We start from the raw sequence: 23,156 nt of genomic DNA on the forward strand, positions 1-23,156 counted from the left end.
GTGCGGCCGGGTGCGGCCGCACGGGCGGGGTGTTTCAGAGTTCGACGGCCTTGGCGAAGGCGACGAAGTCGGCCCAGGCCGCGGGGGTCACGGAGAGCTGACCGCCCTCCCGGTCCTTGGTGTCACGGACGAGGACAGCCCGCGGAGTGACGGCGACCTCGATGCAGTTGTCGCCATCGCCACCGCTGTAGCTGCTCTTGAACCACTCCGGTCCGATCCTGCTCATAGGTCTCCTCGCATCTGCTGCAACAAGTCCACCGTAGCTTCGTGGCTGAGCGCCTGGGAACTGAGCTTCCGGTAGCGCTGCTGGAGCATACCCACATCGGCCAGGTCACTGATCAGATTGCTCGACCGCTGTCCCTCGGAGTAGCCAAGCCACTTGTGGTCGACGGTTTCGGCGAGGTAGAGCGAGCCGTCTCCCCCTGCGTGGTTCTCCATGCGCCGCGGCATCACCTGGATCTCGACGTTGCGGCGTTCGCCCGTCGCGAGCAGGTGGTCGAGCAGGCGGCGAGTGACCTCCGCGCCGCCCATCTGCCGGTCCAGCAGCGCCTGTTCCAGGATGAAGCCGAAGAACGTGTTCGGCCGCTGGTCAAGCACGGCCTGCCGCTCCAGCCTTGCCGCGACTCGCTGCTCGATCTGCTCTTCGACCAGGGGAGGAAGAACGACCTCGAATACGGCGCGGATGTACGGCTCCGGCTGTAGTAGCCCCGGAATCGTGCGGCACTCGTACGCGTACAGCGTCAGCGCTTCCTTCTCGATCACCGCCCAGTGCCTGAACCGCGACGCCAGGCCCGCCTTCCTCGTCAGGCTCAGGCGCGTCTCCTTCAACAGCCTCGCCGCCAGCGAGCCCAGCACCTCTTCTGCCAGCTTGTCCAGATCCCTCGGCGGGAACCGGCCGCCCCGCTCGATCTTGGAGATGTGTTCCACCGAGTACCCCAGGCCCTCGGCCAACGCCTCCTGCGTCAAGCCCGCCTCGTCCCGGAGCACCTTCAACATCGCCCCGAAGGTCTTGAGATTGTCCGCCGCCTCCGACTCGCCCCCGTACAGGCTGACGTTGCCGACTTTCCCCATGTCCGGCCACCTCTCATGTGTCACTGCCGGAACTCCGGCACCGCCATGATTACGGCCCGTGACTACGCCGGTCCAGTGAGTAACCCGCCCAACCGGCTGCTGGGCGGGTCCTGTACGGGTTCGTCAGCGCAACGTGCGCGCCGTCAGCGCACCTTCAGCGCGTCCAGCAGCATCGGCAGCGAGGCGTGCAGCTCCCGCTCCCAGTACGCCCAGCGGTGGGTGCCGGGACCGTAGAGGTTGGTGATCACCTTTTTTGCGCCGACCCGCTTCAGCTCGTCGGCCAGCGCCTGGTTCTGCCTGTTGAAGTCCGCCTCCAGGGCGTCCCGCGCGCCGGGCGGGTCGAGCGGGCCCGCCGTGCCGTCGCCGCAGGAGAGGTAGACCGGCGTCGACTTCAGCTTCTTCGCCAGGTAATACGGGTCGTGGGCCTGCCAGATGGCGCGCTGGTCGACCGGGTCGCCCCAGACGCGGCGCGGGTCGTCGCCCCGGCCACCGAAGAAGCCCATGATGCGGTTGACCGACTCGTCGTTGAGCAGCGGGTGCGCGGCGCCGGAGTAGGCGGCGGCGGCGCGGAACATGCCGCGGTGGCGGGCCGCGTACATCAGCGCGCCCTGGCCGCCCATCGACAGGCCCGCGACCACGCGGTTGCTGCTCGCCCCCCAGTCGCTCTCCAGCAGCCGGCGCAGTTCGTCGGTGTGGAAGGTCTCCCACGCCGGGTCGCCGCCCGCGCCGAAGTTCCACCAGTCGCTGTACCAGCCGTTCCAGCCGGCCTCGGGCATGACGACGAGGACGTCCCGCAGGTCGTCGGTGTCCTCGATGTCGGTCGCCGACGTCCATGACGTGTAGTCGCCGCAGCAGCCGTGCAGCAGCCACAGCGTGGGCCAGTTCCGGCCGCGCTCCTTGGCGTCCCAGCCGTCGGGGGTCAGCAGGCGTACGGGGACGGTGCGGCCGCCGAGGGCGGGGGACCGTACCGACAGGTCGACCAGGCGCTCGCCGACCTGCTTGACGCCGACGACCTCGGCGTCACCCCGGGGGCCGCCCGGTGCGGCGGCTGCCGCGGGGGCTTCCGGGGCGGCCGCGGCGAGCGACGGGGCGGCGGGGACGAGGGTGAGGAGCAGGGCGGTGAGGATGAGGAGCAAGCGGTTTCTCACGGTCTGAACTGCTGTCATGGCGGCTCCCGTTGGTGGTGTGGGTCGCTGGACGTGCGTGTTCGGACGTGCGTGTTCTCGAAGCAGGAAGCGTCGTCAGCGGCGCTTCGGCAGGATCAGCAGCGCGTCGCCGACCGGCCGCTCCCCCGCCGCGTCGGACGGGTCGTTGATCACCTCGCCGCCGACGGCCATCGTGGTCGAGCCGCCGCCGTCGAGGTTCACGGCGTCGCGCAGCCCCAGCGCGCGGGCGACGTCGGCGCTTTCGGGGATGCTGAGGCCGAGGGAGTCCGTGGCGCGGCCGTCCGCGGTGACGAGGACGGTACGGCCCGCGGCGTCGACGCCGGCGAGGGTGCGCGGATTCCGCTTGTGCATCCAGCCGTAGTAAAAGCTCGGGTTCCCCTGCTGGACCATGCCGTCGGCGGCGGGCGTGACGTGCGTGCGGCCGTCGCGGACGAGTTCGGGGCCGCCGTTCACGACCGTCGTGCCGGGCGGGGTGGCCAGCGGACGGCCGCGGTCGTCGCGCAGCCCGTGGTGTACGCGCAGTTGCTCGCCGGGACGGGCGAGGGCGGCCAGTTCCGCGGCGTGCTCGCCCGTGGCCTGGACTGAGGTGCCGCCGGCCGGCAGCGGGCCGCCGCGCGGGGAGCGCACCTCGGCGACCCGGCCGCTGGCGTCGAGCACGGCCTCGGTGCCGTCGCCCGCGGGGGTGCGGGCCCCGTACTCCTCGGTGAAGGCGACGACTTCGTCGTCGTCGGTGCAGGTCACGTCGTGCCGCGGGAGGGCGGTCGGGGTGTCGTCCGCGGTGCCGCCGCAGTTGCGGATGAGGCCCGGTACGCGGTCGATGCCGTCCAGCGGCAGCGCGCCGCCGCGGGCGGTGACGCTGCCCTGCCAGCCGAGGCGGGTGACGCTCGTGCCGTGGGCGGAGTCGCGGAGCACGAGCGCGGGCCGGGTGCCGACGGACTCGCTGAGCACGCGGCCGTCGTAGACGCCGACGCCCGCGGGGTCGCCGGGGGCGCCGGCCTTCGGGTCGAGGACGAAGAAGCCGGCGTTGACCCCGGCGGTCGCGCCCGCGGCGGCGGCGAGTTCGCTGGTCTTCTCGCGGTTCTCCAGGTCGGGACCGTACGAGGCGGTGAGCCCGCCGCGGAACGTACGCGGGTCGACGGTCAGCACGTCGACCCGCCAGGTGCCGCGGACGCCGGGGTCGCCGTCCCAGCCGGTGTACGCGGCGGAGCCGGCGTATCCCGCGGCGACCAGCCGGGCCCGTTCGGCGTTCGCGGCGGCCTGCCCGTCGAACGAGCCGACGCGGACCCGCCAGCCGAGGGTGCCCCCGGCGAAGTCGGCGACCGCGGGCGTCGTGACCTCCTCGGCGCGGGCGGCGAAGCCGGCGCCGGTGAGCTTCGCGGCCAGTTCCCCGGCGCTGGCCCGGTCCCGCAGGGCGGCGGGCGGCGCGTCGGGGTCGGGCGAGCCGGTGCCGCCGGGGATGGACACCTCGACGGTCCACGGGAGTTGCGGGCTGCCTGCGCCGCGCACGATGCGGGTGAGGTTGACGCCGGGCTGCAGCGTCTCGGTGGTCCTCGTCTCGGTCAGGCCGGGGTCGCCCAGCGGCAGGGGCTTCGCCGCCGCCGGGGAGGCCGGGGCGGAGGGCGCGGACGACGCCGGCACCGAAGCAGACGCCGAGGGCATCGCGGCGACCGAGGCGAGGAGCGCCAGGACCGTGCCCGCGCCGAGCAGTTTGCTGTTCACGAGGACCTCTCCGAGGTGACGTACGGGGGACGCACGAGGCGGCCCCGCCGGCACCAGGAGTGCCGGCGGGGCCGGTGGACCAGCCTCAGCCACGGTGAGCGCGGCCGGGCCGATCGTCAAGACGTCGGAACCGATCAGCCTGCGATCACCGGCTCCGGTGGGTGCGTACGTAGTCGAACTTCGCGACCGCTCCTTCCTTGTTCATGGACACAAGACCGATCCGCAGCCGTTCGTCACCGGGCAGCGTCCACACCCCGTTGTGCACCCAGGTACGGCCGTCGCGGCTGGTGGCCGCGCGCACCTCGTGCTCGCCGTTCCCGGCGTCGTGGTGGTACGACAGCCGCAGCCACATCGTGTCGGCGGTGGGGCCGCCGAACATGGGCGCGTTGGCGACGGGTGTCGGCGGCGAGGTGGTGGGGCGCGCGCCTTCCTTGCCGAACTCGCTGACGTCGAGGACCGTGCCGCCGCCGCGGTTCAGCGGCAGTGCGGAGTGGGTCATCTTGAAGTACTTGTCGTCGTCGGCGTAGAGGAGCAGTCCTGCCTGCTGGTTGGGCCGGGCGGGGTCGAAGCCGAGCTTCGCCGTCACCGTGTAGTCGCCTTCTGGGGCGTCCCGCAGCAGTACGGAGGCGGTGTTGTTGTTGAGGTGCAGCTCGCCGTTCTGCGTGGGCCAGACCAGTCGGCCGCCGTCCGCGGTCACGCCGGGGGCCGGGCCGCGGAGCCACCGCCACGGGGAGCCGGGCTCGGTGCCGGGCACGGCGGCGGAGTCGAACTCGTCGCCGTAGCCGGGCAGGAGACGGCCCGTGGCCGGCTCGGGCACGCGCTTGGTGACCGGCTCGTAGAGCCGTGCCGCGCCGACGTTGTCGGCCGCCGCGCCGCCGCCGCGCGCCGCGGTGCCGACCGCGCCGGCCCCGGTGGCGGCCCCGGTGGCGGCCCCGGTGGCGGCCCCGGGCAGCTTCCGCTCCTGGGCGGCAACGGCGTCGCGCAGCCGGTCGCCGCTGACCTCGACGGTCATGCGGCCGCCGCGGATCTCGGCGGTGACGTTGTGCCAGGAGTCCCAGTCGTACGAGGCGGGCAGCGGCGTCACCTGCTCGCCACGGCTGCGGCCGCCCACGACGACGTCGGTGACCAGCGCGCCGCGCGCGCGGTCGAGCCAGGCGGTGGTGTGGTTGCGCGGGTCGCGGTAGGCGACGGTCAGGCCCGCGGCGCCGTCGGCGGCGGCCACCCGCAGGTCGGCCTCGGCGCGCAGGTCGCGCGGCGCGGTGTCGCCGGTGACGAGGAACGCAGCCCCGGCGCCGCCCCCGTGGGTCGCGTACGGGCCGGAGTCGGCGTCGTCCGCCACCGCCCAGCCGCCGGTGCCCGCGCCCTCGGCGCGCCAGCCGTCGAGGGAGCCGCCGGCGAAGGTGCCGCCGGCGTCCCAGTCGGTGACGGGGGCGCGCTGCGGGCCCTCGGAGGGCCCGGCGCCCGCGCGGACGACGGGCCAGCCGCCTATCCAGTCGAGCCGGTCCATGAGCATCGGGCGCCGGGTGAGCTGGCGGTCGGGCAGCTCGGGGAAGCGGTCGAGGTCGGGGTCGTCGGCGGGGATGCCGTGGTAGACGAGCCAGTCCTGGCCGGCGAGGTCGGTGGTCAGCCCGTTGTGTCCTGGGCCGATCCAGCGGTTGCCGTTGGCGCCGAGGACGATGGCGCCCTTGCTGGTCGGCGCCATCAGGTCGACGCCCTCGTCGTCGCGGAACGGTCCTGTGGGGCTGGTGGAGCGGCCCGCCTTGACCTGGTAGCCGCTGTACGCGCCGTCGCAGCAGCCGGCGTCGGAGTAGAAGAGGTAGTAGTGGTCGTCGCGGCGGACGACGAACGCGCCTTCCATGCGGCGGCCCTGGGCGACCTTCGTCACCTCGCCGGTGATGCGGGTCCGGTCGGCGTTCATCTCGGCGACGCAGAGGATGTCGTAACTGCCCCAGTACAGATACGTCCTGCCGTCGCGGTCGGTGAACTGCGCCTGGTCGATGCCGCCGGTGGGGCAGCCGCTGGGCGCGGGCAGCACGGGGCCGGTGTCCGTCCACGGTCCGGTCGGGGTGGGCGCGGTGGCGGCGCCGACGGTGTCGCGTCCTGGGACGGAGTAGTAGAGGGTGTAGCGGCCGTCGTTGTAGCGGATGTCGGGGGCCCACAGCCGGGAGCCGCGGTGCCACTCGGGCTGGGTTTCGGGGGTGAAGACCTCGCCGGCGTACTCCCAGTTCGCCAGGTCCCCGGACCGCAGGATCGGCAGCATCCGCTCGCCCTGCTCGCCGCCGGTCTGGAACACGGGGTTCTGGGTGCCGTAGGAGTACCAGTAGCCGTCCTTGCCGCGGATCGTCACCGGGTCGGGGAAGGTGTCGACGACGCCGTCGGTGACCGGGTTGGCGTACGTCCCGGGGGCGCTCTTCTTGTCCGATGCGGATGCCGGTGCCGACGCCGGGGCCGGATCCGGCGTCGGTGCCGGGTCCGCGGCCGTCGCCGACGACAGCGGCAGCAGTCCCGCGAGGAGCGCGCACAGCAGCAGCGCGGTCCGTGTCCACGTCCGTCTCATGCGGTGGTTCCTTCCGGTTCGAATGCGCTGAGGGTCGGGTCGTAGTCGAGGGCGCCGACGTCGTACATCGGCGTCATCCAGTGGTAGAAGTTGTCGCCGCGCTCGCGCAGCAGGTCGTACAGCCGGCGCAGCATCCGGCGGCGTACGGGCAGCATCTCGGGGTGCGCGTAGCGGTTGGTCAGCTCGTGCGGGTCGGCGCGCAGGTCGTACAGCTCGTTGACGGACTCGGGGTTGACGACCAGCTTGTAGCGCTCGTCGCGGATCATGCGCTGCGGGTACGGGAAGTGGTGCCCGTGGAACTCGGCGAGCAGTTCCGCGGGCCACTCGGGGTGCTCGCCGCGGACCAGCGGCAGCAGGCTGCGGCTGTCGACGGCGGGGGCGGTGTCGCAGCCGGCGAGGTCGAGGATGGTGGCCGTGCAGTCGGTCAGGGTCACGAACTCGTCCCTGACCTGCGGCGGGGCGCCGGGGACGCGGACGATGCCGGGGATGCGGTAGATGTCCTCGTACATCGCCGGGCCCTTGTCGTGGAGCCGGTGGGCGCCGGTGAACTCGCCGTGGTCGGCGGTGAAGAACACGGCGGTCTCGTCGGTGAGGCCGAGTTCGTCGAGGCGGGCGAGGATGCGGCCGATCTGCCGGTCGATGAGGGTGACGTAGCCCCAGTAGACGGCGATCAGCTTGCGGGTGACCTCGATGGGGAGGGTGTCGAAGGTCCAGTGGGCGCTGTAGTTGCGCTGGACGGCCGGCTTGCCCTCGAAGGTCTCGGCGATGGACGGCGGCAGCTCGACCAGATCCGGGTCGTACATGTCGTAGTACTCGTCGGGCAGCAGGTAGGGCAGGTGCGGGCCGAAGAAGTGGGTGGCGAGGAAGAAGGGGCGGCCGGTGGCCGCGTAGGTGTCCAGGTGCTCGATGGCGCGGGTGGCGAGGTAGTGCTCGAAGGTGGCCTCGGCGGGCTGGTGGAGGCGGGCCGCGAGCAGGTTGCCGGGGTTGCCGTTGGGGGTGGTGCCGCGGATGGGCTCGGAGATCCGGTACGGCGGCAGCCCCCGCTCGTCGAGGTAGGCGAGGTAGTCGGGGTGGTCGACGGGGTTGTGCCAGCCGGGCAGGTCGGGTCCTTCGAAGCCGTAGGAGGCGGCGTTGCGGTGGGTGCCACCGTGCCACTTGCCGATCAGCCCGAGCTGGTAGTCGCGCTCGGCGAGCGCGCCGGGGAAGGTGAACGCGTCGTCCCGCAGATCCTCCAGATAGCCGACGTTGCGTTCGTAGTTGGCGAGCAGCCGGTGGCGGAACGGCGCCTGTCCTGTGAGCAGGCTGGCGCGGGCGGGGGTGCAGATGGCGGTGGGGGTGTAGCACCTCCCGAACCGGGTGCCGGTGGCGGCGAGCCGGTCGAGGTGGGGGGTGGCGACGTGCGGGTTGCCGTAACAGCCCAGGGTGTCGACGCGGTGCTGGTCGGTCATCAGGAACAGCAGGTTCACTCTTGCCCTTTCGAGGAAGCCCCAGCGTTCGGATCCTGAGAAATCGAAACCTGATCCTGGCGTCGGGGGCAGCGCAGCGTCATCTGCGTGGGAGGCGTTGTCAGTGGTCGCCGGTAAGTTGCTTGCATGAGGCTGGTGGTGCAGGTCAGGTTGCTGCCGAAGCCCGAGGAGGCGTCGGCGCTGCAGCGGACGCTGCACGCCTGCAATGCCGCGGCAAACCGGGCCTCGGCAGCGGCCTACTCGACGGGCAAGCGGTCGCGTAACGACCTGCAGAGAGAGGTGTACGCGGAGCTGAAGGCAGACTTCGGCCTGTCTGCCCAGGCCGCCGTCAGATCGGTGAAGAAGGCCGTGGATGCCTACACCACCCTCAAGGCCAACGTGCGTGCGGGAAACCTCGGGCCGCCGGGTTCGAAACGCAGAGTCAGGGCCGAGTCGAAACCGATCGCCTTCCGCCCGGATGCGGCGCAACCCTACGACGACCGGATCCTGTCCTGGCAGCACGACAGCCGCACGGTCAGTATCTGGACCACCGCCGGGCGCCTGAAGGGCCTGCGTTACGTCGGCCATCCGGAGCAGATGGCACTGCTGGTGAAGTACCGCAAAGGCGAGAGTGATCTCGTGCACCGTAACGGGAAGTGGCTGCTCGTCGCGGTTTGCGAGGTGCCCGAGCCCGTGGTGTCGGAGCCGAGGGGCTGGATCGGTCTGGACCGGGGCATTACAAATCTGGCCACCACCAGTGACGGCACCAATTACCAGGGACGGCGCCTGGGGCGCTACCGGCGCTGGCAGGCCCGTAAGAGGGCGGAACTGCAGGCCAGACAGACACGCAGCGCATCCCGGCGGGCCAAGCGGATGGCCCGCCGGGAGACCCGGCATGCCGCCCACGCCAACCACAGGATCAGCAAGGAGATCGTGGCCGTCGCACAACGCACCGGACGCGGTGTCGCCGTCGAGGACCTCGGCGGGATCCGCGAACGGGCACGGCCTTCCCGCGACCAGCGGGCCGCGCTCTCCTCCTGGCCGTTCCACCAGCTCGGCGAGTACCTGGCATACAAGTGCCGCCGGGCAGGTGTGGCGTTTCTCGAAGTCGACGCCTCCTACACCTCGCAGCGCTGCCCGCGCTGCGGCCATACCGAACGCGGCAATCGCCCGACCCGGGATCGTTTTCGCTGTCGTCGGTGCGGGCTCGCTGGCCCGTCCGACCACGTCGCCGGGGTCAACGTGCGTGAGCGCGCACGCCTGGCGTGGGGCTTCGTCAACAGTCCCGCACTGCAAGAGACCTAGCACCTCCTCTCTGTGGTGGATGCGACCCGTGGCCGTCCTGTCGTAGGGGGCAGCCGGGAGCGCGAATCGGTGTGAAGACCCGCCGGGCCGTCAAGCCCGGACTTCAGGACCGAGAAGCTGACTTGGAGGACGCCTTCGTGTAGAGGTCGCCGAGGTAGTACTCCGCCGGGTCGGGGGCCTGGTCGAGCTGGCCGGTGCCGACGAAGAACTCGGCGAGGTCGTTCAGCCAGTCGCCGACCGTGCCGTCCTCGGTCCTGGCGACGAGGTCCTTGGTGGCCAGGAGTTCCTGGTTGGCGGCGTCGGCCTTGACCTTCTCCTCGTCGAGCTTGAGCATCGCGGCGGTGTCGGCGACGGACTCGTCGGGGTTCTCGAAGCGCCAGTCGTTGGCCTTCTGCAGCACGCCGACGACCTTGGTGGTCAGCTCGGGGTCGACGCCGGTGCCGGCGACGAAGGCGTTGGGGAAGTAGCCGTTCTCGAAGTCGCGGGTGCTGGCGACCTCTTCGAGGTCGGGGACCTTGGCCTTGATCTCGTCGATCATCGGGTACCAGAGGCCGGCGCCGTCGATCTGGCCGGAGGAGAACGCGGAGACGATCGTCGCGGGGTCCATCGGGACCTTCTCGACGTCGTCGATGGACATCCCCTCCTCCTGGAGGGCGAGGTTGAGCGCCATGTCGCCGGAGGTGCCCTCGGGGACGCCGACCTTCTTGCCCTTGAGGCCGGCGAGGGAGGTGATGCCGGGCTGGGCGATGACGCGGTCCGCGTAGCCGAGGGTGTTGACGGCGATGACGTCGGCCTTTCCGGAGGCGGGCAGCCACATGGCGCCGGGGCCGATGTAGCCGAAGTCGAGATCGCCCGCGCCGAGGGCCTGGATCTGGATGGGGCCGTTGTTGAAGACGGAGACCTCGGCGTCGAGGCCGGCCTCCTTCCACAGCCCCTGCTTCTCGGCGATCGCCAGCAGACTGGCGCCGTTGTAGTCGTTGATGTAGCCGAAGCGGACCGTGGAGCCGTCACCGCCGCCACCGCCGCTGTCGTCGGAGCAGGCGGCGACCGGGAGTGATATGAGCGCTACGGTGAGTGAGAGGGCGAGGGTACGGCGGGTCGCACGCATGGCGGGGTGGTCCTTTCGGGGTGTGCTGAAGTCTTGTGGGTCGTACGGGCGTCGGGTGCGGGGTCAGGCGGCGGCCGGGGCGGTGCCCTGGTGGTAGACGGAGTGCCAGACCTCGTTGCGTATCCGGCCGAACTCGGGCGACAGCCGGATCTCCTCGGTACGGGGGTAGGGCAGGCCGACGTCGACGATCCGGTGGATGCGCCCGGGGCGGGCGGCCATCACCACCACCCGGCTTGCCAGGTAGACCGCCTCGTCGACGTCGTGGGTGATGAACATGACGGTGCGCTTGTCCTGGCTCCAGGTGTCCAGGAGCTGGTCCTGCAACTGCACCCGGGTCAGCGCGTCCAGCGCCCCGAACGGCTCGTCCATCAGCAGCACCTGCGGGTTGACCGCGTACGCGCGGGCGATGGCGCAGCGCTGCTTCATGCCGCCGGACAGGGTCTTGGGCAGCGCGTCGGCGAAGTCGGTGAGGCCGACCAGCGCGATGGCGCTGTCGGCCCGCTTCCTGCGCTCGCCGGCGGCGAGGCCGGCGAGCTTCAGCCCGAACTCGACGTTCCGCCGCACGGTCAGCCAGGGGAAGAGGGCGTACTGCTGGAAGATCACGCCGCGCTCGGGGCCGGGCCCGGTGACGGGGCTGCCGTCGACCAGCACGTCGCCCGAGGTGGGTTCCGCGAGCCCGGCGGCCATGTTGAGCAGGGTGCTCTTGCCGCATCCCGAGGGGCCGACGACGGTGACGAACTCGCGGTCGGCGATGTCCAGGGACACCCCGTTCAGTGCGGTGAAGTCGGTGCCCTTCATCGGGAAGGTCTTCACGACGTCCCGGAAGGAGATCTTCTCGGTCATCGGCGCTCCTGCCAGCCGGTGAGACGGCGTTCGGCGAGCAGCAGCAGGCGGTCCATGACCAGGCCGAGCACGCCGATGGTGATGAGTCCCACGAAGATGGTGTCGAGGTCGTAGTAGGTCTGGGCGTGCTGCATGCGGAAGCCCAGGCCCTCCTGGGCGGCGATCAGCTCCGCGGCCACCACGGTGGCCCACGCGGCGCCGAGGCCGATGCGCATGCCGACGAGGATGAACGGGGTCGACGCCGGGATCACGACCTTCAGGAAGATGACGCGGTCGGAGGCGCCGAGGACCCGGGCGGCGTTGATGAGCGTACGGTCCACGTCGACCACGCCCTGGAAGGCGGCGACGACGCAGGACAGGAACGCCGCCAGGAAGATGACGAAGACCTTCGGGGTCTCGCCGATCCCCATGAGCACGATCGCCAGCGGGATGAGCGCCAGCGGCGGGATGGTGCGGAAGAACTGGACGTACGGCTCCAGCAGGCCGCGGGCCGTGGGGTACCAGCCCATGAGGAAGCCGACGGGGATCGCCAGCGCGGTGCCGAGCGCGAAGCCGGTGAAGACGCGGCGCAGGCTGGCGAGCAGGTCGTCGGCGAGGGTGCCGTCGGCGATGAGGTCGCCGGCCTTCCGCGCCACGGCGAGCGGCCCGGGCAGGCTCTCGACGTTGAGCGCGGCCAGCACCGCCCAGACGGCCACGCCCGCGGCGAGGGCGATGACGTTCAGTACGAGGGAGCGGACCTGGCCGCGCCGCTCGCTGCGGCGCGTGCGTGGCCGGGCGGCCCGCTTGCGGGGTGTGGTGATCACGGCCATTCGTACCTCGTTCGTCTCACGCGTCGTCCTGGGGACCGGCGTCTGCGGGGTAGTGGGAGAGCAGGGGGGATTCGTGCAGCACCAGCGCGATGGCGCCGAGTGCGCCGCCGGTGGCGCCGAGGGTCGCGGGGCGCAGCACCACGCGGTCGCGGGAGGCGGGCATGATGTGGGCGGCGAGCGCCTTCTCTACGGGGCCGGTGAGCGCCTCGCCGGCGCGGGCGAGTTCGCCGCCGATGACGATGACGCCGGGTCCTATGGCGTTGCAGACGGCGGCGAGCACGGTGCCGATGTGGGCGCCGGCGACGGCGAGGACGGCGCGGGCCGCGGGGTCGCCGGCGGACAGCGCGGCGGTGAAGGCGGCGAGGTCGTCGGCGCGGCCGCCGGCGGCGCGGTAGGCGTCGAGTACGGCGCCGACGGAGGCGACGGTCTCCAGACAGCCGGCGCCGCCGCACTCGCAGGGCGCGCCGGCCGGTACGGCGGTGACGTGGCCGAGTTCGCCGGAGAGCCCGAAGGCGCCGCGGTGCAGCGAGCCGCCGACGACGAGCCCGCCGCCGACGCCGTGCGAGACGCGCAGGTAGAGCACGTCGGCGTCGTCGGCGGCGGCACCCCAGGTGGCCTCCGCGAGCGCGGCGAGGCGGGTGTTGTTGTCCAGGAGTACGGGCACGCCGAAGCTCTTGCGCAGCAGGTCCGATAGCACGTCGAGGCGGCGGTCGCCGGCGGTGAGGTCGCCGGGGGCGCCGATGGGGCCGACGACGCCGACGCCGATGGCGTCGAGGGCGCCGAGGCGCAGCACGCCGCCGGTGAGGGTGCCGACGAGCCGTTCCGCGAGCCGTACGCGCTCCTCCCATGGCAGGTCGGGGGCGTGCTGTTCGCTGGCGGAGCCGACGATCTCGTGGGCGACGTTGACGGCGGCGACGTGGACGGCGCGGCGGGCGAAGTCGATGCCGAGGGCCTGCCCGGCGTCGGGGTTGAGGGACAGCTTCTCCACGGGCCGGCCGCGCCGGCGCTCCTCGGCGAGCGGCACGGCGGCGACGACGGCGCCGCTGGCGATGAGGTCGCCGACGATGTCGTAGAGCGTGGTGCGGGACAGCCCGCAGCGGGTCCCGAGTTCGCCGCGGCTGAGGGGGCCGTGCTTGCGCAGCAGGGAGAGCACGAGCTCTTCGTGCTCGCGGCGGAGGCGGGAGAGGGGGCCTGCGGAGGGGTGCATGGCCGACAGCATGGGGACGCCCCGAGTTTTTCGTCAACAGGTCGGAAAAAAGAAACACACGGCCGCAAGACTCCCGTCACAAAACTCCGTTGCGCCTGCTGCACGATGGGGTCTTGCGTGACCTGCGGCGATGCTCCGCGGCACGGACCGGGCGGCGGCTGCGGCCCGACCGGATTATTTTTCCGACCTGTTGACGAAAATCTTCGGGCGTTCGCATGCTGTGCGCCAGGCTGCCGCCGGCGCGAGCGGCACGACGAGGGAGGACGAGAGAAGATGACCCACTCAGCGAGCGGTTCGTCCATCGGCCGGCGGTCCCTGCTGGCCGGCGCCGGCTCCGTGGGAGCGGCGGCGGCACTGGCGCCCGTACCGGCGTCCGCGGCAACTCCCCCTGACGCGGCCCCGGCCGGGGGCGGAGGCGACGCCGCGGGGAACTGGCCGGACCCCGAGCCGTACGGGCTCGCCGACACCCGCGCCGACCTGTGGCCGCGCGACGACAACTCCTTCGTGCTGCCGCTGGAGTTGCGCCCCCGCGACGAGGAGCGCGGCGTGGTGTGGATGCGCGACACGTACGTCAACTGCTTCTCCGTCGACGGCCGTCCGCTGTACGTCGCCACCGGCACCACCCGCGTCCCCGGGCTGGAGACCGCGAGCCCGTGGAACGACGGGATCTTCGTCTGGACGGCCCGCTCCCTGCACGGCCCCTGGAAGCTGGCCGACACCACCGGCATCCGGCCGGACGCGGAGAAGGGCAAGGTGTGGTCGCCTGAGTTCGCCGGCGAGAACCGGCCGGGGCGCACCGTCGTCGCGCCGTGGCAGGAGTACTGGCACGACGACATGTTCGGCAAGCGCGCCAACGCCTGGGCGCCGGAGGTGCACTACTTCGACGGGCGCTGGTACATCGTGGCGTGCATGGGCGACCACTCGCGTCTGGTCGGCTCGTTCATGCTGGTGAGCGAGGGCGGGGTGGAGGGCCCTTACCGGCTGGTCGAGGGCAACCTCGACAAGCCGTTCGGCGACCCGGTCAGGGGCGGCCCGGCGTTCATCGAGCCCGGCGCTTACCACCACATCGACGGCAGCCTCTACAGCGAGGGCGACGACGCCTGGCTGGTCCTCCACAACGACCTGTACGCGAAGTTCCGCGACGACATGGAGGACATCGTCCCCGCGACGAGTCTGCCGCGCTTCGAGCAGCAGCGCTACTCCCCCGAGCCGTATCTGGAGGGCGCCTACGTCTTCAAGCACCGCGGGAAGTACTTCCTGCTGCACGCCGCGTGGGACCGGGCCTCGCTCGACGCGTACGGCAGCACGCGGCACGCGTACGAGCCGGGCGGCGCCGGCCGGGTGCAGTACCAGTACGACGCGGTGGTGGCCGTCGCCGACCGCTTCGAGGGCCCGTACTCCAGGCGCTGGACGGCGGGCGTGGGCGCCGGGCACAACAACTTCTTCGCCGACGCGGGCGGCCGGTTGTGGGCGACGTTCTTCCGCAACCCCAACTTCGGCTACTGGGCCGACCCCGCCCGCATCGCCGACGCCGCCGTCCCCGGCGTCGTACGCCTGGAGTGGACCGGCGGCCGCGACGGGCGCATCTACGTGCAGCGCCGCCGGGGGCGTACGGCCGCGGACTGACCGCGCTCCCCCGCTCCCTCCCGGCCCGCGGGTGATCGCCGCCAAGGGTCCCGGCGCGCGGCGGACCGGTGGCAGACTGGCACCGGTCCGCCGAAGGAGCACGCAGTGTCGATGATCAAAAGCCTCCGCCACGTGGTGCGCAGGGCACCCCGGCGCACGGTGGACCTGAGCCACCACGCCCGCTCGCCGCTCGGCAACGCGGTGGTGAACTGCGTGTCCTACCTGGACGGCGCCCGGCTCCAGCAGGGCAACTGCCCGGCCGCCGAGGCGCTGCGGCAGGTGCGCAGGCGCGGGCACGGCTTCGTGTGGATCGGGCTGCACGAACCGCGGCAGGAGGAGTTCGCCGGTTTCGCGGACCTCTTCGGGCTGCATCCGCTCGCGGTGGAGGACGCGGTGCACGCGCACCAGCGGCCCAAGGTCGAGCAGTACGACGACACGCTCTTCGCCGTCTTCAAGACCGTGCGCTACGTGGAGCACGCGGAGCTGACCGCGACCAGCGAGGTCGTCGACACCGGCGAGCTGATGGTCTTCGCAGGACCCGACTTCGTGATCACCATCCGGCACGGGCCGCACGGCTCGCTGGGCCCGCTGCGGGAGGCGCTGGAGGCGGCGCCCGAGCAGCTCGCCCAGGGCCCGGCGGCGGTGCTGCACGCGATAGCCGACCACGTCGTCGACGACTACCTCGCGGTGACCGACGCGGTGCAGCGCGACATCGACGACGTGGAGTCCGCCGTCTTCAGCGAGCACGCCCGCAGCGGCGACGCGGGCCGGATCTACCAGCTCAAGCGCGAGCTGCTGGAGCTGCGCCGGGCCGTCGCCCCGCTGGACCGGCCGCTGCAGCGCCTCGCGACTCATCCCATACCGCACATCGCGCCGGGGATCCGGGCCTACTTCCGGGACGTGGCCGACCACCTCCAGCGGATCACCGACCAGATCACGTCGTACGACGCGCTGCTGGACTCCATCCTCCAGGCGCATCTGGCGCAGGTGACCGTGGCGCAGAACGAGGACATGCGAAAGATCACGGCATGGGCGGCGATCATCGCGATCCCGACCATGGTGTGCGGGGTGTACGGGATGAACTTCGACTACATGCCGGGGCTGGAGTCGGTCTACGGGTATCCGGCGACGCTGCTGGTCATCGCGGTGGCCTGTTACGTGGTGCACCGGGGGTTCCGGCGCAACGGCTGGCTCTGAGGCCCGTAGCACGGCCCTGGGACAGGTGTCCGGATCCGGCGGGCGAACGCCACTCCGATCCGTTACGAAGTTGGCGTCCTTCTTGACTTAGAATCTGTCCACCGTAGGATCGGAGTCGGCGACAGCCACAGGAAACAGGAAGACCTCGTACGGCAGGAGACGAAGACTCCGACATGCGCGTACGCCGCCGTTTCGAACCGCACGGCTGCCCGGAGCCCGGTTCGAGGGTCGCGTCCAGGCGTAAACCGGCCACACCGCACGGTTCCCGCCCGGCTGCCCCGGCGCTTCCGCACCTCCTCCGCCCCGCGGCCCCCGAGCACCGCACCCTCAACCGCATGGTCCGGAAGGATTTTCATGGCCGACAAGCCTGAAGCACACGTCACCGACACCAACCCGGAGGGGGCGGCAGGCTGCCCCGTCGCGCACGGCCGCGCCCCGCACCCGACCCAGGGCGGCGGCAACCGCCAGTGGTGGCCCGAGCGCCTCAACGTGAAGATCCTCGCCAAGAACCAGCCCGCCTCCAACCCTCTCGGCGAGGACTTCGACTACGCCGAGGCGTTCCGGAGCCTGGACCTGGCCGCGGTCAAGCGGGACATCGCCGAGGTGCTGACGACCTCGCAGGACTGGTGGCCGGCGGACTTCGGGAACTACGGCCCGCTGATCATCCGGATGGCGTGGCACAGCGCCGGTACGTACCGCATCCACGACGGCCGCGGCGGCGCCGGCGCCGGCCAGCAGCGCTTCGCCCCGCTGAACAGTTGGCCGGACAACGGCAACCTCGACAAGGCCCGCCGGCTGCTGTGGCCCGTGAAGCAGAAGTACGGCCAGAACCTCTCCTGGGCCGACCTGCTGATCCTCTCCGGCAACGTCGCGCTGGAGTCGATGGGCTTCGCCACCTTCGGCTTCGCCGGCGGCCGCGCGGACGTCTGGGAGGCCGAGGAGGACGTCTACTGGGGCCCCGAGACCGAGTGGCTCGGCGACAGCCGCTACAGCGGCGACCGCGAGCTGGAGAACCCGCTGGGCGCCGTGCAGATGGGCCTCATCTACGTCAACCCCGAGGGCCCCAACGGCAACCCCGACCCGATCGCCGCGGCCCGCGACATCCGCGAGACCTTCCGCCGGATGGCGATGAACGACGAGGAGACCGTCGCCCTCATCGCCGGCGGCCACACCTTCGGCAAGACCCACGGCAACGGCCCCGCCGACGCCGTGGGCCCCGCCCCCGAGGGCGCCCCGGTCGAGGCCATGGGCCTGGGGTGGATCAGCACCCACGCCAGCGGCAAGGGCGGCGACGCGATCACCAGCGGCCTTGAGGGCATCTGGACCGACACCCCCACCACCTGGGACAACAGCTTCTTCGAGATCCTCTTCGGCTACGAGTGGGAGCTGTTCAAGAGCCCCGCGGGCGCCAACCAGTGGCGGCCGAAGGACGGCGCCGGCGCGGACAGCGTGCCCGACGCCCACGACCCGTCGAAGCGGCACGCCCCGACGATGCTGACGACGGACCTGTCGCTGCGCGTCGACCCGTCGTACGAGCAGATCTCGCGGCGCTTCAGGGACAACCCCGCGGAGTTCGCGGACGCCTTCGCCCGCGCCTGGTTCAAGCTCACCCACCGCGACATGGGCCCGAAGGTGCGCTACCTCGGCCCGGAGGTGCCGGCCGAGAACCTGATCTGGCAGGACCCGCTGCCGGAGGTCGCGCACGAACTGGTCGACGCGGCGGACGTCGCGGCGCTGAAGGCCAAGGTGCTGGAGTCCGGCCTGTCGGTCTCCGAACTGGTCTCCACGGCGTGGGCGTCGGCGTCGACGTACCGCGACAGCGACAAGCGCGGCGGCGCCAACGGCGCCCGCATCCGGCTGCAGCCGCAGATCGGCTGGGACGTCAACGAGCCGGACCGGCTGGCGCGGGTGCTGCGCACGCTGGAGGGCGTGCAGGAGGAGTTCAACGCGGCGCAGTCCGGCGGCAAGCGGATCTCGCTCGCCGACCTGATCGTCCTCGCCGGCGCCGCGGGCGTCGAGAAGGCGGCCGGGGACGGCGGCGTCGAGGTCCAGGTCCCGTTCGCCCCGGGCCGTGCCGACGCCACCGAGGAGCAGACGGACACCGAGTCCTTCGCCGCGCTGGAGCCGGCCGCGGACGGCTTCCGCAACTACCTGGGCAAGGACACCCGGCTGCCGGCCGAGTACCTGCTGCTCGACCGCGCCAACCTCCTCGGCCTGACCGCCCCGGAGACGACCGTCCTCGTCGGCGGCCTGCGCGTGCTGGGCGCCAACCACCAGCAGTCCGCGCAGGGCGCGCTCACCGAGGCCCCGGGCACGCTGACGAACGACTTCTTCGTCAACCTGCTCGACCTGGACACCACGTGGACGTCCGCCAACGGCGACGGCCAGCTCTTCGAGGGCCGCGACCCGGCCACCGGCGAGGTCAAGTGGACGGGCACGCGGGCGGACCTGGTGTTCGGCTCGAACTCGGAGCTGCGCGCGGTGGCGGAGGTGTACGCGAGCGACGACGCGAAGGAGAAGTTCGTGCACGACTTCGTCGCGGCGTGGCACAAGGTCATGATGCTGGACCGCTTCGACCTGGACTGAGTCCGGTCCGGTCCCGATCCGACCCGTCCGGGCCGGCCCCCTTCCTCGCGAGGGGGGCCGGCCCGGCGGCTTTCCGGCCGTGCTACGCGGCCATCGTCACCGACGTCCGGGCGAGGGCCGGGGTGCGGCGGCCGCGGCGGGTGCGGCGGTCGTCGGCGAAGACGACGGCGCGGAGGACCGCGAAGCGGCCTATGCCCGCCAGGGCCGACGCGGAGAGGTAGACGGCCTGTTCGGTGACGACCGAGGGGTTCGGCTGCGCCGCGTGCAGCGCCAGCAGCGCGGCGGTGGTGAAGGCGTAGCAGACGGCGACCGTCAGCGCCGACTGGAGGTGGACCCGCCAGCCGCCGCGCTCGCTGCGGAACGACACCCGGCCGTGCAGCTCGGTGGCGAGCAGCGTCGAGACCACGGTGATCAGCGCGTTGGCGACCATCATCGGCATGGCACCGTCGAGGAGCACGAGCGCGCCGCTGGAGGCCAGCCCGACGCCGCCACCGCAGGCCACGAACCGGGCGAAGGCCGCGACGGCCGGGCGGCTGGGGAGCTGAATCACGGTGTCCTCCGAAGTCGGTGCGCACCGCCGTTGCGATGACACCCTCGAAGTTACGGATCATCCGGACCCGGCACGATCCGGGTTCCCCCCGGCCTTGGTAGGGGTTACCCCCCCTCCGCCCCTGAGGGCTGGCCTCCCCCCGTGGTAGCGCTCAGGGCCACCGCACCCACCGGTCCCGGCCCCGAACCCGCCCTCCTACCAGCGCAGTTCCCCCGTCTCGTCCTGGAACGTCCCGGTCGGCCCGGCGCCGCCGAGGGTCGCCAGCCGTACGACGGTCCGCGCGCTCTCCGCCGCCGTCCTGCCGCCGCCGAACCCGGCGGTGAGGTCGGTGGCGGTGAACCCGGGCTCGATCGCGTTGAACCCGATGCCCGGCTCGGACTTGGCGTACTGGACGGTGAGCATCGTGGCCGCGGCCTTGGACGCGGAGTACAGCGCCGTCGGCAGGTGGTACTCCGGCCGGCCGGGGTTGTTCACCGCCCAGAACGACCCGGCGCTGCTCGACACCGTCACCACCGCGGGGTCGGCGGACTTCCGCAGCAGCGGGGCGCCGAGGTAGACGTCGTGGCCCAGCTCGACGAGCTGCCTGGCCGTCTCGAAACCTATGCCCTTGTTGGCACCGGTGATCAGCGTGATGGTCATGCGTCTCCTCGGGACACCACGGCGCCAGACTTCCGCAGCACCACCCGCCCGGCACACCCGCGGGGCCGCCTCGGCGTCCAGGGCGCCCCTGGCCGCGGGCGACTCATCCCGCGAGGTACGCGACCTCCTCGCCGACTGGCGCACCACCGCGTACTCCCGCATCCGCGACCGCTTCGAACGGGCCGTCGAGGAGGGCGACCTGCCCGCGGAGAGCGACCCGGCCCTGCTGGCCCGCTACGTAGCCACCCTGGCCTTCGGCATCGCCGTCCAGGCGGCGAGCGGCGTCCCCCGCGAAGACCTCCAGCAGATGGCCACCGCGGCGCCGGCCTCGGGCCCCCTCCACTGAGGGATACCGGCCGCGCGCTTCACCGCCCGGGCGGCCGGGGTCCGGTTGCGACGGGCGGTGCGGCGGAGGGGTTCAGCGGACGACGTCGAAGACGTTCTTCTGGATGCCGTTGGCGTACGCCTCGGCGGAGACCAGCTTCAGCTTCTGGGTGTCCTTGGACGTGTCGCTGTACAGGCGCTTGCCCGCGCCCAGCAGCAGGGGGAAGACCAGCAGGTGGTAGCGGTCGATGAGGCCCGCGTCCGCCAGGCTGTGGTTGAGGGTCGCGCTGCCGTGGACGATGATCGGCGCGCCCTCCGTCTCCTTCAGGGCGGCGATGTCGTCGAGGGAGCGCAGGATGGTGATGTCACCCCAGTCGGTGACGAGGTCGTCCGCGGCGAGGGTGGTGGAGACGACGTACTTCGGCAGCACCTTGTATCTGGCGAACTCCTCCATGCCCGGCCACACCGGGCTGAACGCCTCGTAGCTGACGCGGCCCATCATCAGCGCGCCGGCTTCCTCCTGCTCTTCGCCCTTGAGCGCGTACGCCTCGGGGAGGAACTCGGTCTCCTTGAAGGTCCAGCCGGAGTTGCGGTAGCCGGGCTCGCCGCCCGGGGCCTCCATGACGCCGTCGAGGGAGACGAAGGCGGTGCTGATGAGAGTGCGCATGGTTGTCGCTCCTGATCCGGTGGTGGCTGCGGCGGGGTGGCCCCGCGCCGCTTGCGGTCATCCCTTACGACGGCACCGGCACCCGAAAGTCATCGCCCGCCGCGCGCCCGCCTTTCGGCAGCCCGGCTTCAGCAGCCCGGCCTCAGTAGCGCAGCACCGCCGCGATGCGGGCGTGGTCCGCGAGGGCGTCGTCGGGGACGAACGTGACGTCGGCGCCGGTGTCGAGGGCCTGCTCGACGATCTCGTCCACGATGTCGTGGCGGGCCTGCGGGTCGTCGTCCTCGGCCGGGACCAGGTGGTCGTCGTCGGCCGCGCGCACGGTGATGCGGTAGTTCTCCTCCACGACCAGGCGGTGGACGCGGCCGTCGGTGACCTTCGACCACACCTCGTCCACCCCGCCCGCGAACGCCCGGCGCCCCCGGGCCTCGTCCAGCGCGGCGATGGCCGCGGCGGCATGCTGGCGCGCCTGCGTCTCCAGGGCCGGGGCGACGGTGCGGGCGACCGCGTCCGGCGGGCCCTGGGCCAGGCCGCCGTGCGGGATGTGGACGGCGGTGGCGGAGGCGGTGCCGGTGTCGGCGAGGAGGGCCAGGGCGGCGTCCGCGCCGGTGGCGTAGAGGGGCCGGGGGTCCCTGGCGAGGACGGTGTGCAGCGCGGCGTCGGCGTCGCGCAGGAAGATGCGGACCTCCTCGTCGCGGAACGTGCTGGGCGTGTCCCCGATCCGCTCCTCGCGCTCCGCGTCCGGGTTGTCCACGGTCCTGGTCATCGGGAAGCCATCGGCGGTGGCCTCGGTGACGCGCTCGCCCGAGCCGCTCCACAGGGTGACGCGGTCGGCGGCCAGGGACAGCACCCAGTACGGGCGCTGCGCCGCGTAGGCCGCCACCAGGTTGCGGGTGAGGAACGAGTCGGCCAGCACGACCCGTTCGGGGACGGCGCGCGGGAGGGCGTACACGTGGTGCTCGGCCACGGTGGCGAAGATGACGAGGCCGTCGAGCGCCAGGGAGAGGTCGGTCTCCTCGACGGCCGCGTTGAGCTGCGCGCGGATCTCGTCGCGGGCCGCGCGCGTCACGCCGGGGTCGCGGTCGAGCTGCCGCTCGGCCTCGGCGATGACGTTGCGCAGCCGTACGGAGTCCTCCGCGTTGCGCGGCGCGCGCCGGTGCGTGGGCAGCGTGAGCGACACGGCGGGGTACGGGCGCCGCTCGCGCAGCTCCGCGAGCGCCGTGGGGGTGAGCGAGGTGTCCATCGTGCCTCTCCAGGTCCTTCGGCCGTCGGTGCGGCGGGGGTCAGGGCCGGTCAGGGCCGGTTCGGGACTGCGGGGTCGGAGCGTGGGGGGCCGGTGCCGGGTCAGGAGCGCTCACCCGCGCCGCGTACGACGGCGACCGGGCAGTGCGCGTGCTGGAGGAGCGCGTGGCTGACCGAGCCGAGGAGCAGCCCGGCGAAGCCGCCGTGGCCGCGGGCGCCGGTGACGAGGAGGCCGGCGTCCTTGCTGGCCTCGATGAGCAGTTCGCGGGCCGAGCCCTCGACGGCGGTACGTTCGACGCGTACGTCCGGATACGACTTCTCGGCGCCCGCCAGCGCCTCGGCGAGCACCCGGTCGCCCGCCGCGGCCGGCCCTTCCGCGGCGGCACCGGCCGGCTCGTCCCGCCGCGGCGAGAACCTGGTCCAGGCGCTCCCCACGTGCAGCGCGACGAGCCCGCTCCGCCGCCTGGCCGCCTCGGCGAAGGCGAACTCCACGGCGGCGGCCCCGGCCGGCGAGCCGTCGACCGCCAGCAGCACGGGACCGCGGGGTCCTGCGCCGCCGACGCGTACGACGAGCACGGGGCAGTGGCCGTACGCGGACAGATGAACCGCCGTCGAGCCCACGAGCAGCCGGGCGAACGCGCCGAGGCCGCGGCCGGCGACGACCGCCAACTGCGCGGTCTTCGTCTCCTTGACCATGACCTCCATGGCCTCGCCCGTCACGACGGCCCCGTGGACCCTGACGCGGGGCTCCGACGTGCGGGCGTGCGCCACGGCGTCGTCGACGACCTTCTGGGCCTCCTTGCGCAGCGCGGTGTCCCCCGGGAGCATCGCGGCGGCGCCGGGGTAGGCACCGAAGGCCGGCCAGAGGAACGCGTGCACGACCCGCAGGGGGCACCCGCGCAGCTTCGCCTCGCGCGCGGCGACCGCGACCGCGTCGAGGCCCGCCGCGGAGCCGTCCACGCCCACGACGACCGGCGCAGTCTCCATCCCGCCACTCTCCGTTCCCGCGCGCCCGCCACACGCCTCCCGCGGGCCGCACACCAGGGGTCCTGACCCGAGCCTGTGCCACCCGCGCCGGACACACCAGCGCTACGCCCG

General features: G+C 72.4%; 20 protein-coding genes. 5 read left to right on the forward strand and 15 right to left on the reverse strand.

Annotated features, from left to right (window positions below):
- Positions 1–34: 34 nt before the first annotated feature.
- The 6 genes from CXR04_RS06225 to CXR04_RS06250 form a co-directional block, all read right to left on the reverse strand.
- Positions 35–226, reverse strand: a complete 192-nt coding sequence (locus tag CXR04_RS06225) for a DUF397 domain-containing protein (RefSeq protein ID WP_101420882.1) — start codon at positions 224–226, stop codon at positions 35–37.
- Positions 223–1,071 (reverse strand): helix-turn-helix domain-containing protein, encoded by an 849-nt coding sequence (locus tag CXR04_RS06230; RefSeq protein ID WP_101420883.1) that lies wholly within the window; start codon positions 1,069–1,071, stop codon positions 223–225. The genes CXR04_RS06225 and CXR04_RS06230 overlap by 4 nt, the downstream gene beginning before the upstream one ends.
- Before the next feature lie 143 nt (positions 1,072–1,214).
- Positions 1,215–2,237, reverse strand: coding sequence for an alpha/beta hydrolase (locus CXR04_RS06235; protein ID WP_101420884.1), 1,023 nt, complete (start codon positions 2,235–2,237; stop codon positions 1,215–1,217).
- 75 nt (positions 2,238–2,312) lie between these two features.
- A complete protein-coding gene (locus CXR04_RS06240; protein ID WP_101420885.1) occupies positions 2,313–3,956 on the reverse strand; it encodes a phosphodiester glycosidase family protein in 1,644 nt (547 codons plus the stop codon).
- A gap of 145 nt (positions 3,957–4,101) precedes the next feature.
- On the reverse strand, positions 4,102–6,513 hold the full coding sequence (locus CXR04_RS06245; protein ID WP_101420886.1) for a family 43 glycosylhydrolase: 2,412 nt from the start codon (positions 6,511–6,513) through the stop codon (positions 4,102–4,104).
- Positions 6,510–7,979 (reverse strand): sulfatase-like hydrolase/transferase, encoded by a 1,470-nt coding sequence (locus CXR04_RS06250; RefSeq protein WP_101420887.1) that lies wholly within the window; start codon positions 7,977–7,979, stop codon positions 6,510–6,512. The genes CXR04_RS06245 and CXR04_RS06250 overlap by 4 nt, the downstream gene beginning before the upstream one ends.
- 126 nt (positions 7,980–8,105) lie before the next feature.
- Here CXR04_RS06250 and CXR04_RS06255 point away from each other — a divergent pair, with 126 nt between their 5' ends.
- Positions 8,106–9,263 carry an RNA-guided endonuclease InsQ/TnpB family protein gene (locus CXR04_RS06255; RefSeq protein WP_199850402.1) on the forward strand — a complete coding sequence of 386 codons (1,158 nt, stop codon included), beginning with the start codon at positions 8,106–8,108 and terminating at the stop codon, positions 9,261–9,263.
- 103 nt (positions 9,264–9,366) lie between these two features.
- On the opposite strand, the gene CXR04_RS06260 is transcribed toward CXR04_RS06255, so the two are convergent.
- From CXR04_RS06260 to CXR04_RS06275, 4 genes are all read right to left on the reverse strand, one after another.
- Positions 9,367–10,371: an aliphatic sulfonate ABC transporter substrate-binding protein gene (locus tag CXR04_RS06260; protein WP_101420888.1), complete on the reverse strand. Its 1,005-nt coding sequence runs from the start codon at positions 10,369–10,371 to the stop codon at positions 9,367–9,369.
- Positions 10,372–10,434: 63 nt separating this feature from the next.
- Complete coding sequence (locus CXR04_RS06265) at positions 10,435–11,214, reverse strand: ABC transporter ATP-binding protein (protein WP_101420889.1); 780 nt, start codon at positions 11,212–11,214, stop codon at positions 10,435–10,437.
- The gene (locus tag CXR04_RS06270; protein ID WP_101420890.1) at positions 11,211–12,023 is read right to left on the reverse strand and encodes an ABC transporter permease; all 813 of its coding nucleotides are present in this window, start codon (positions 12,021–12,023) and stop codon (positions 11,211–11,213) included. Before CXR04_RS06270 ends, CXR04_RS06265 begins: the two co-directional genes overlap by 4 nt.
- A 16-nt stretch (positions 12,024–12,039) precedes the next feature.
- Positions 12,040–13,242 carry an ROK family transcriptional regulator gene (locus tag CXR04_RS06275; protein ID WP_101420891.1) on the reverse strand — a complete coding sequence of 401 codons (1,203 nt, stop codon included), beginning with the start codon at positions 13,240–13,242 and terminating at the stop codon, positions 12,040–12,042.
- A gap of 261 nt (positions 13,243–13,503) precedes the next feature.
- Here CXR04_RS06275 and CXR04_RS06280 point away from each other — a divergent pair, with 261 nt between their 5' ends.
- From CXR04_RS06280 to katG, 3 genes are all read left to right on the forward strand, one after another.
- On the forward strand, positions 13,504–14,856 hold the full coding sequence (locus CXR04_RS06280) for a family 43 glycosylhydrolase (RefSeq protein ID WP_101420892.1): 1,353 nt from the start codon (positions 13,504–13,506) through the stop codon (positions 14,854–14,856).
- Between the two features lie 111 nt (positions 14,857–14,967).
- A complete protein-coding gene (locus CXR04_RS06285) occupies positions 14,968–16,053 on the forward strand; it encodes a magnesium and cobalt transport protein CorA (RefSeq protein ID WP_101426224.1) in 1,086 nt (361 codons plus the stop codon).
- 354 nt (positions 16,054–16,407) lie between these two features.
- On the forward strand, positions 16,408–18,639 hold the full coding sequence (gene katG / locus CXR04_RS06290) for a catalase/peroxidase HPI (protein WP_101420893.1): 2,232 nt from the start codon (positions 16,408–16,410) through the stop codon (positions 18,637–18,639).
- Between the two features lie 82 nt (positions 18,640–18,721).
- Here katG and CXR04_RS06295 read toward each other — a convergent pair whose 3' ends face one another.
- Together CXR04_RS06295 and CXR04_RS06300 are read right to left on the reverse strand one after the other, a co-directional pair.
- The gene (locus tag CXR04_RS06295) at positions 18,722–19,189 is read right to left on the reverse strand and encodes a hypothetical protein (protein WP_101420894.1); all 468 of its coding nucleotides are present in this window, start codon (positions 19,187–19,189) and stop codon (positions 18,722–18,724) included.
- A 195-nt stretch (positions 19,190–19,384) separates the two neighbouring features.
- Positions 19,385–19,828, reverse strand: coding sequence for an SDR family NAD(P)-dependent oxidoreductase (locus CXR04_RS06300; RefSeq protein ID WP_101420895.1), 444 nt, complete (start codon positions 19,826–19,828; stop codon positions 19,385–19,387).
- Between CXR04_RS06300 and CXR04_RS06305 the strand changes: the two genes are divergently transcribed.
- Entirely contained in the window at positions 19,827–20,174 is a 348-nt protein-coding gene (locus tag CXR04_RS06305) for a hypothetical protein (protein ID WP_159072264.1), read from the forward strand. The two genes, CXR04_RS06300 and CXR04_RS06305, sit on opposite strands and share 2 nt — an antisense overlap.
- A 72-nt stretch (positions 20,175–20,246) precedes the next feature.
- Here the strand turns inward: CXR04_RS06305 and CXR04_RS06310 are convergent, their stop codons facing one another.
- The 3 genes from CXR04_RS06310 to CXR04_RS06320 all read right to left on the reverse strand — a co-directional run bounded on the left by CXR04_RS06310 (position 20,247) and on the right by CXR04_RS06320 (position 23,045).
- Entirely contained in the window at positions 20,247–20,819 is a 573-nt protein-coding gene (locus CXR04_RS06310; RefSeq protein WP_101420897.1) for a dihydrofolate reductase family protein, read from the reverse strand.
- A gap of 142 nt (positions 20,820–20,961) precedes the next feature.
- Complete coding sequence (locus CXR04_RS06315) at positions 20,962–22,059, reverse strand: baeRF3 domain-containing protein (RefSeq protein WP_101420898.1); 1,098 nt, start codon at positions 22,057–22,059, stop codon at positions 20,962–20,964.
- 101 nt (positions 22,060–22,160) lie between these two features.
- On the reverse strand, positions 22,161–23,045 hold the full coding sequence (locus tag CXR04_RS06320) for a universal stress protein (protein ID WP_101420899.1): 885 nt from the start codon (positions 23,043–23,045) through the stop codon (positions 22,161–22,163).
- Positions 23,046–23,156: the final 111 nt, after the last annotated feature.

Origin of the sequence: Streptomyces sp. CMB-StM0423, from assembly GCF_002847285.1 — a bacterium.
In the GTDB taxonomy this organism is placed as follows: domain Bacteria; phylum Actinomycetota; class Actinomycetes; order Streptomycetales; family Streptomycetaceae; genus Streptomyces.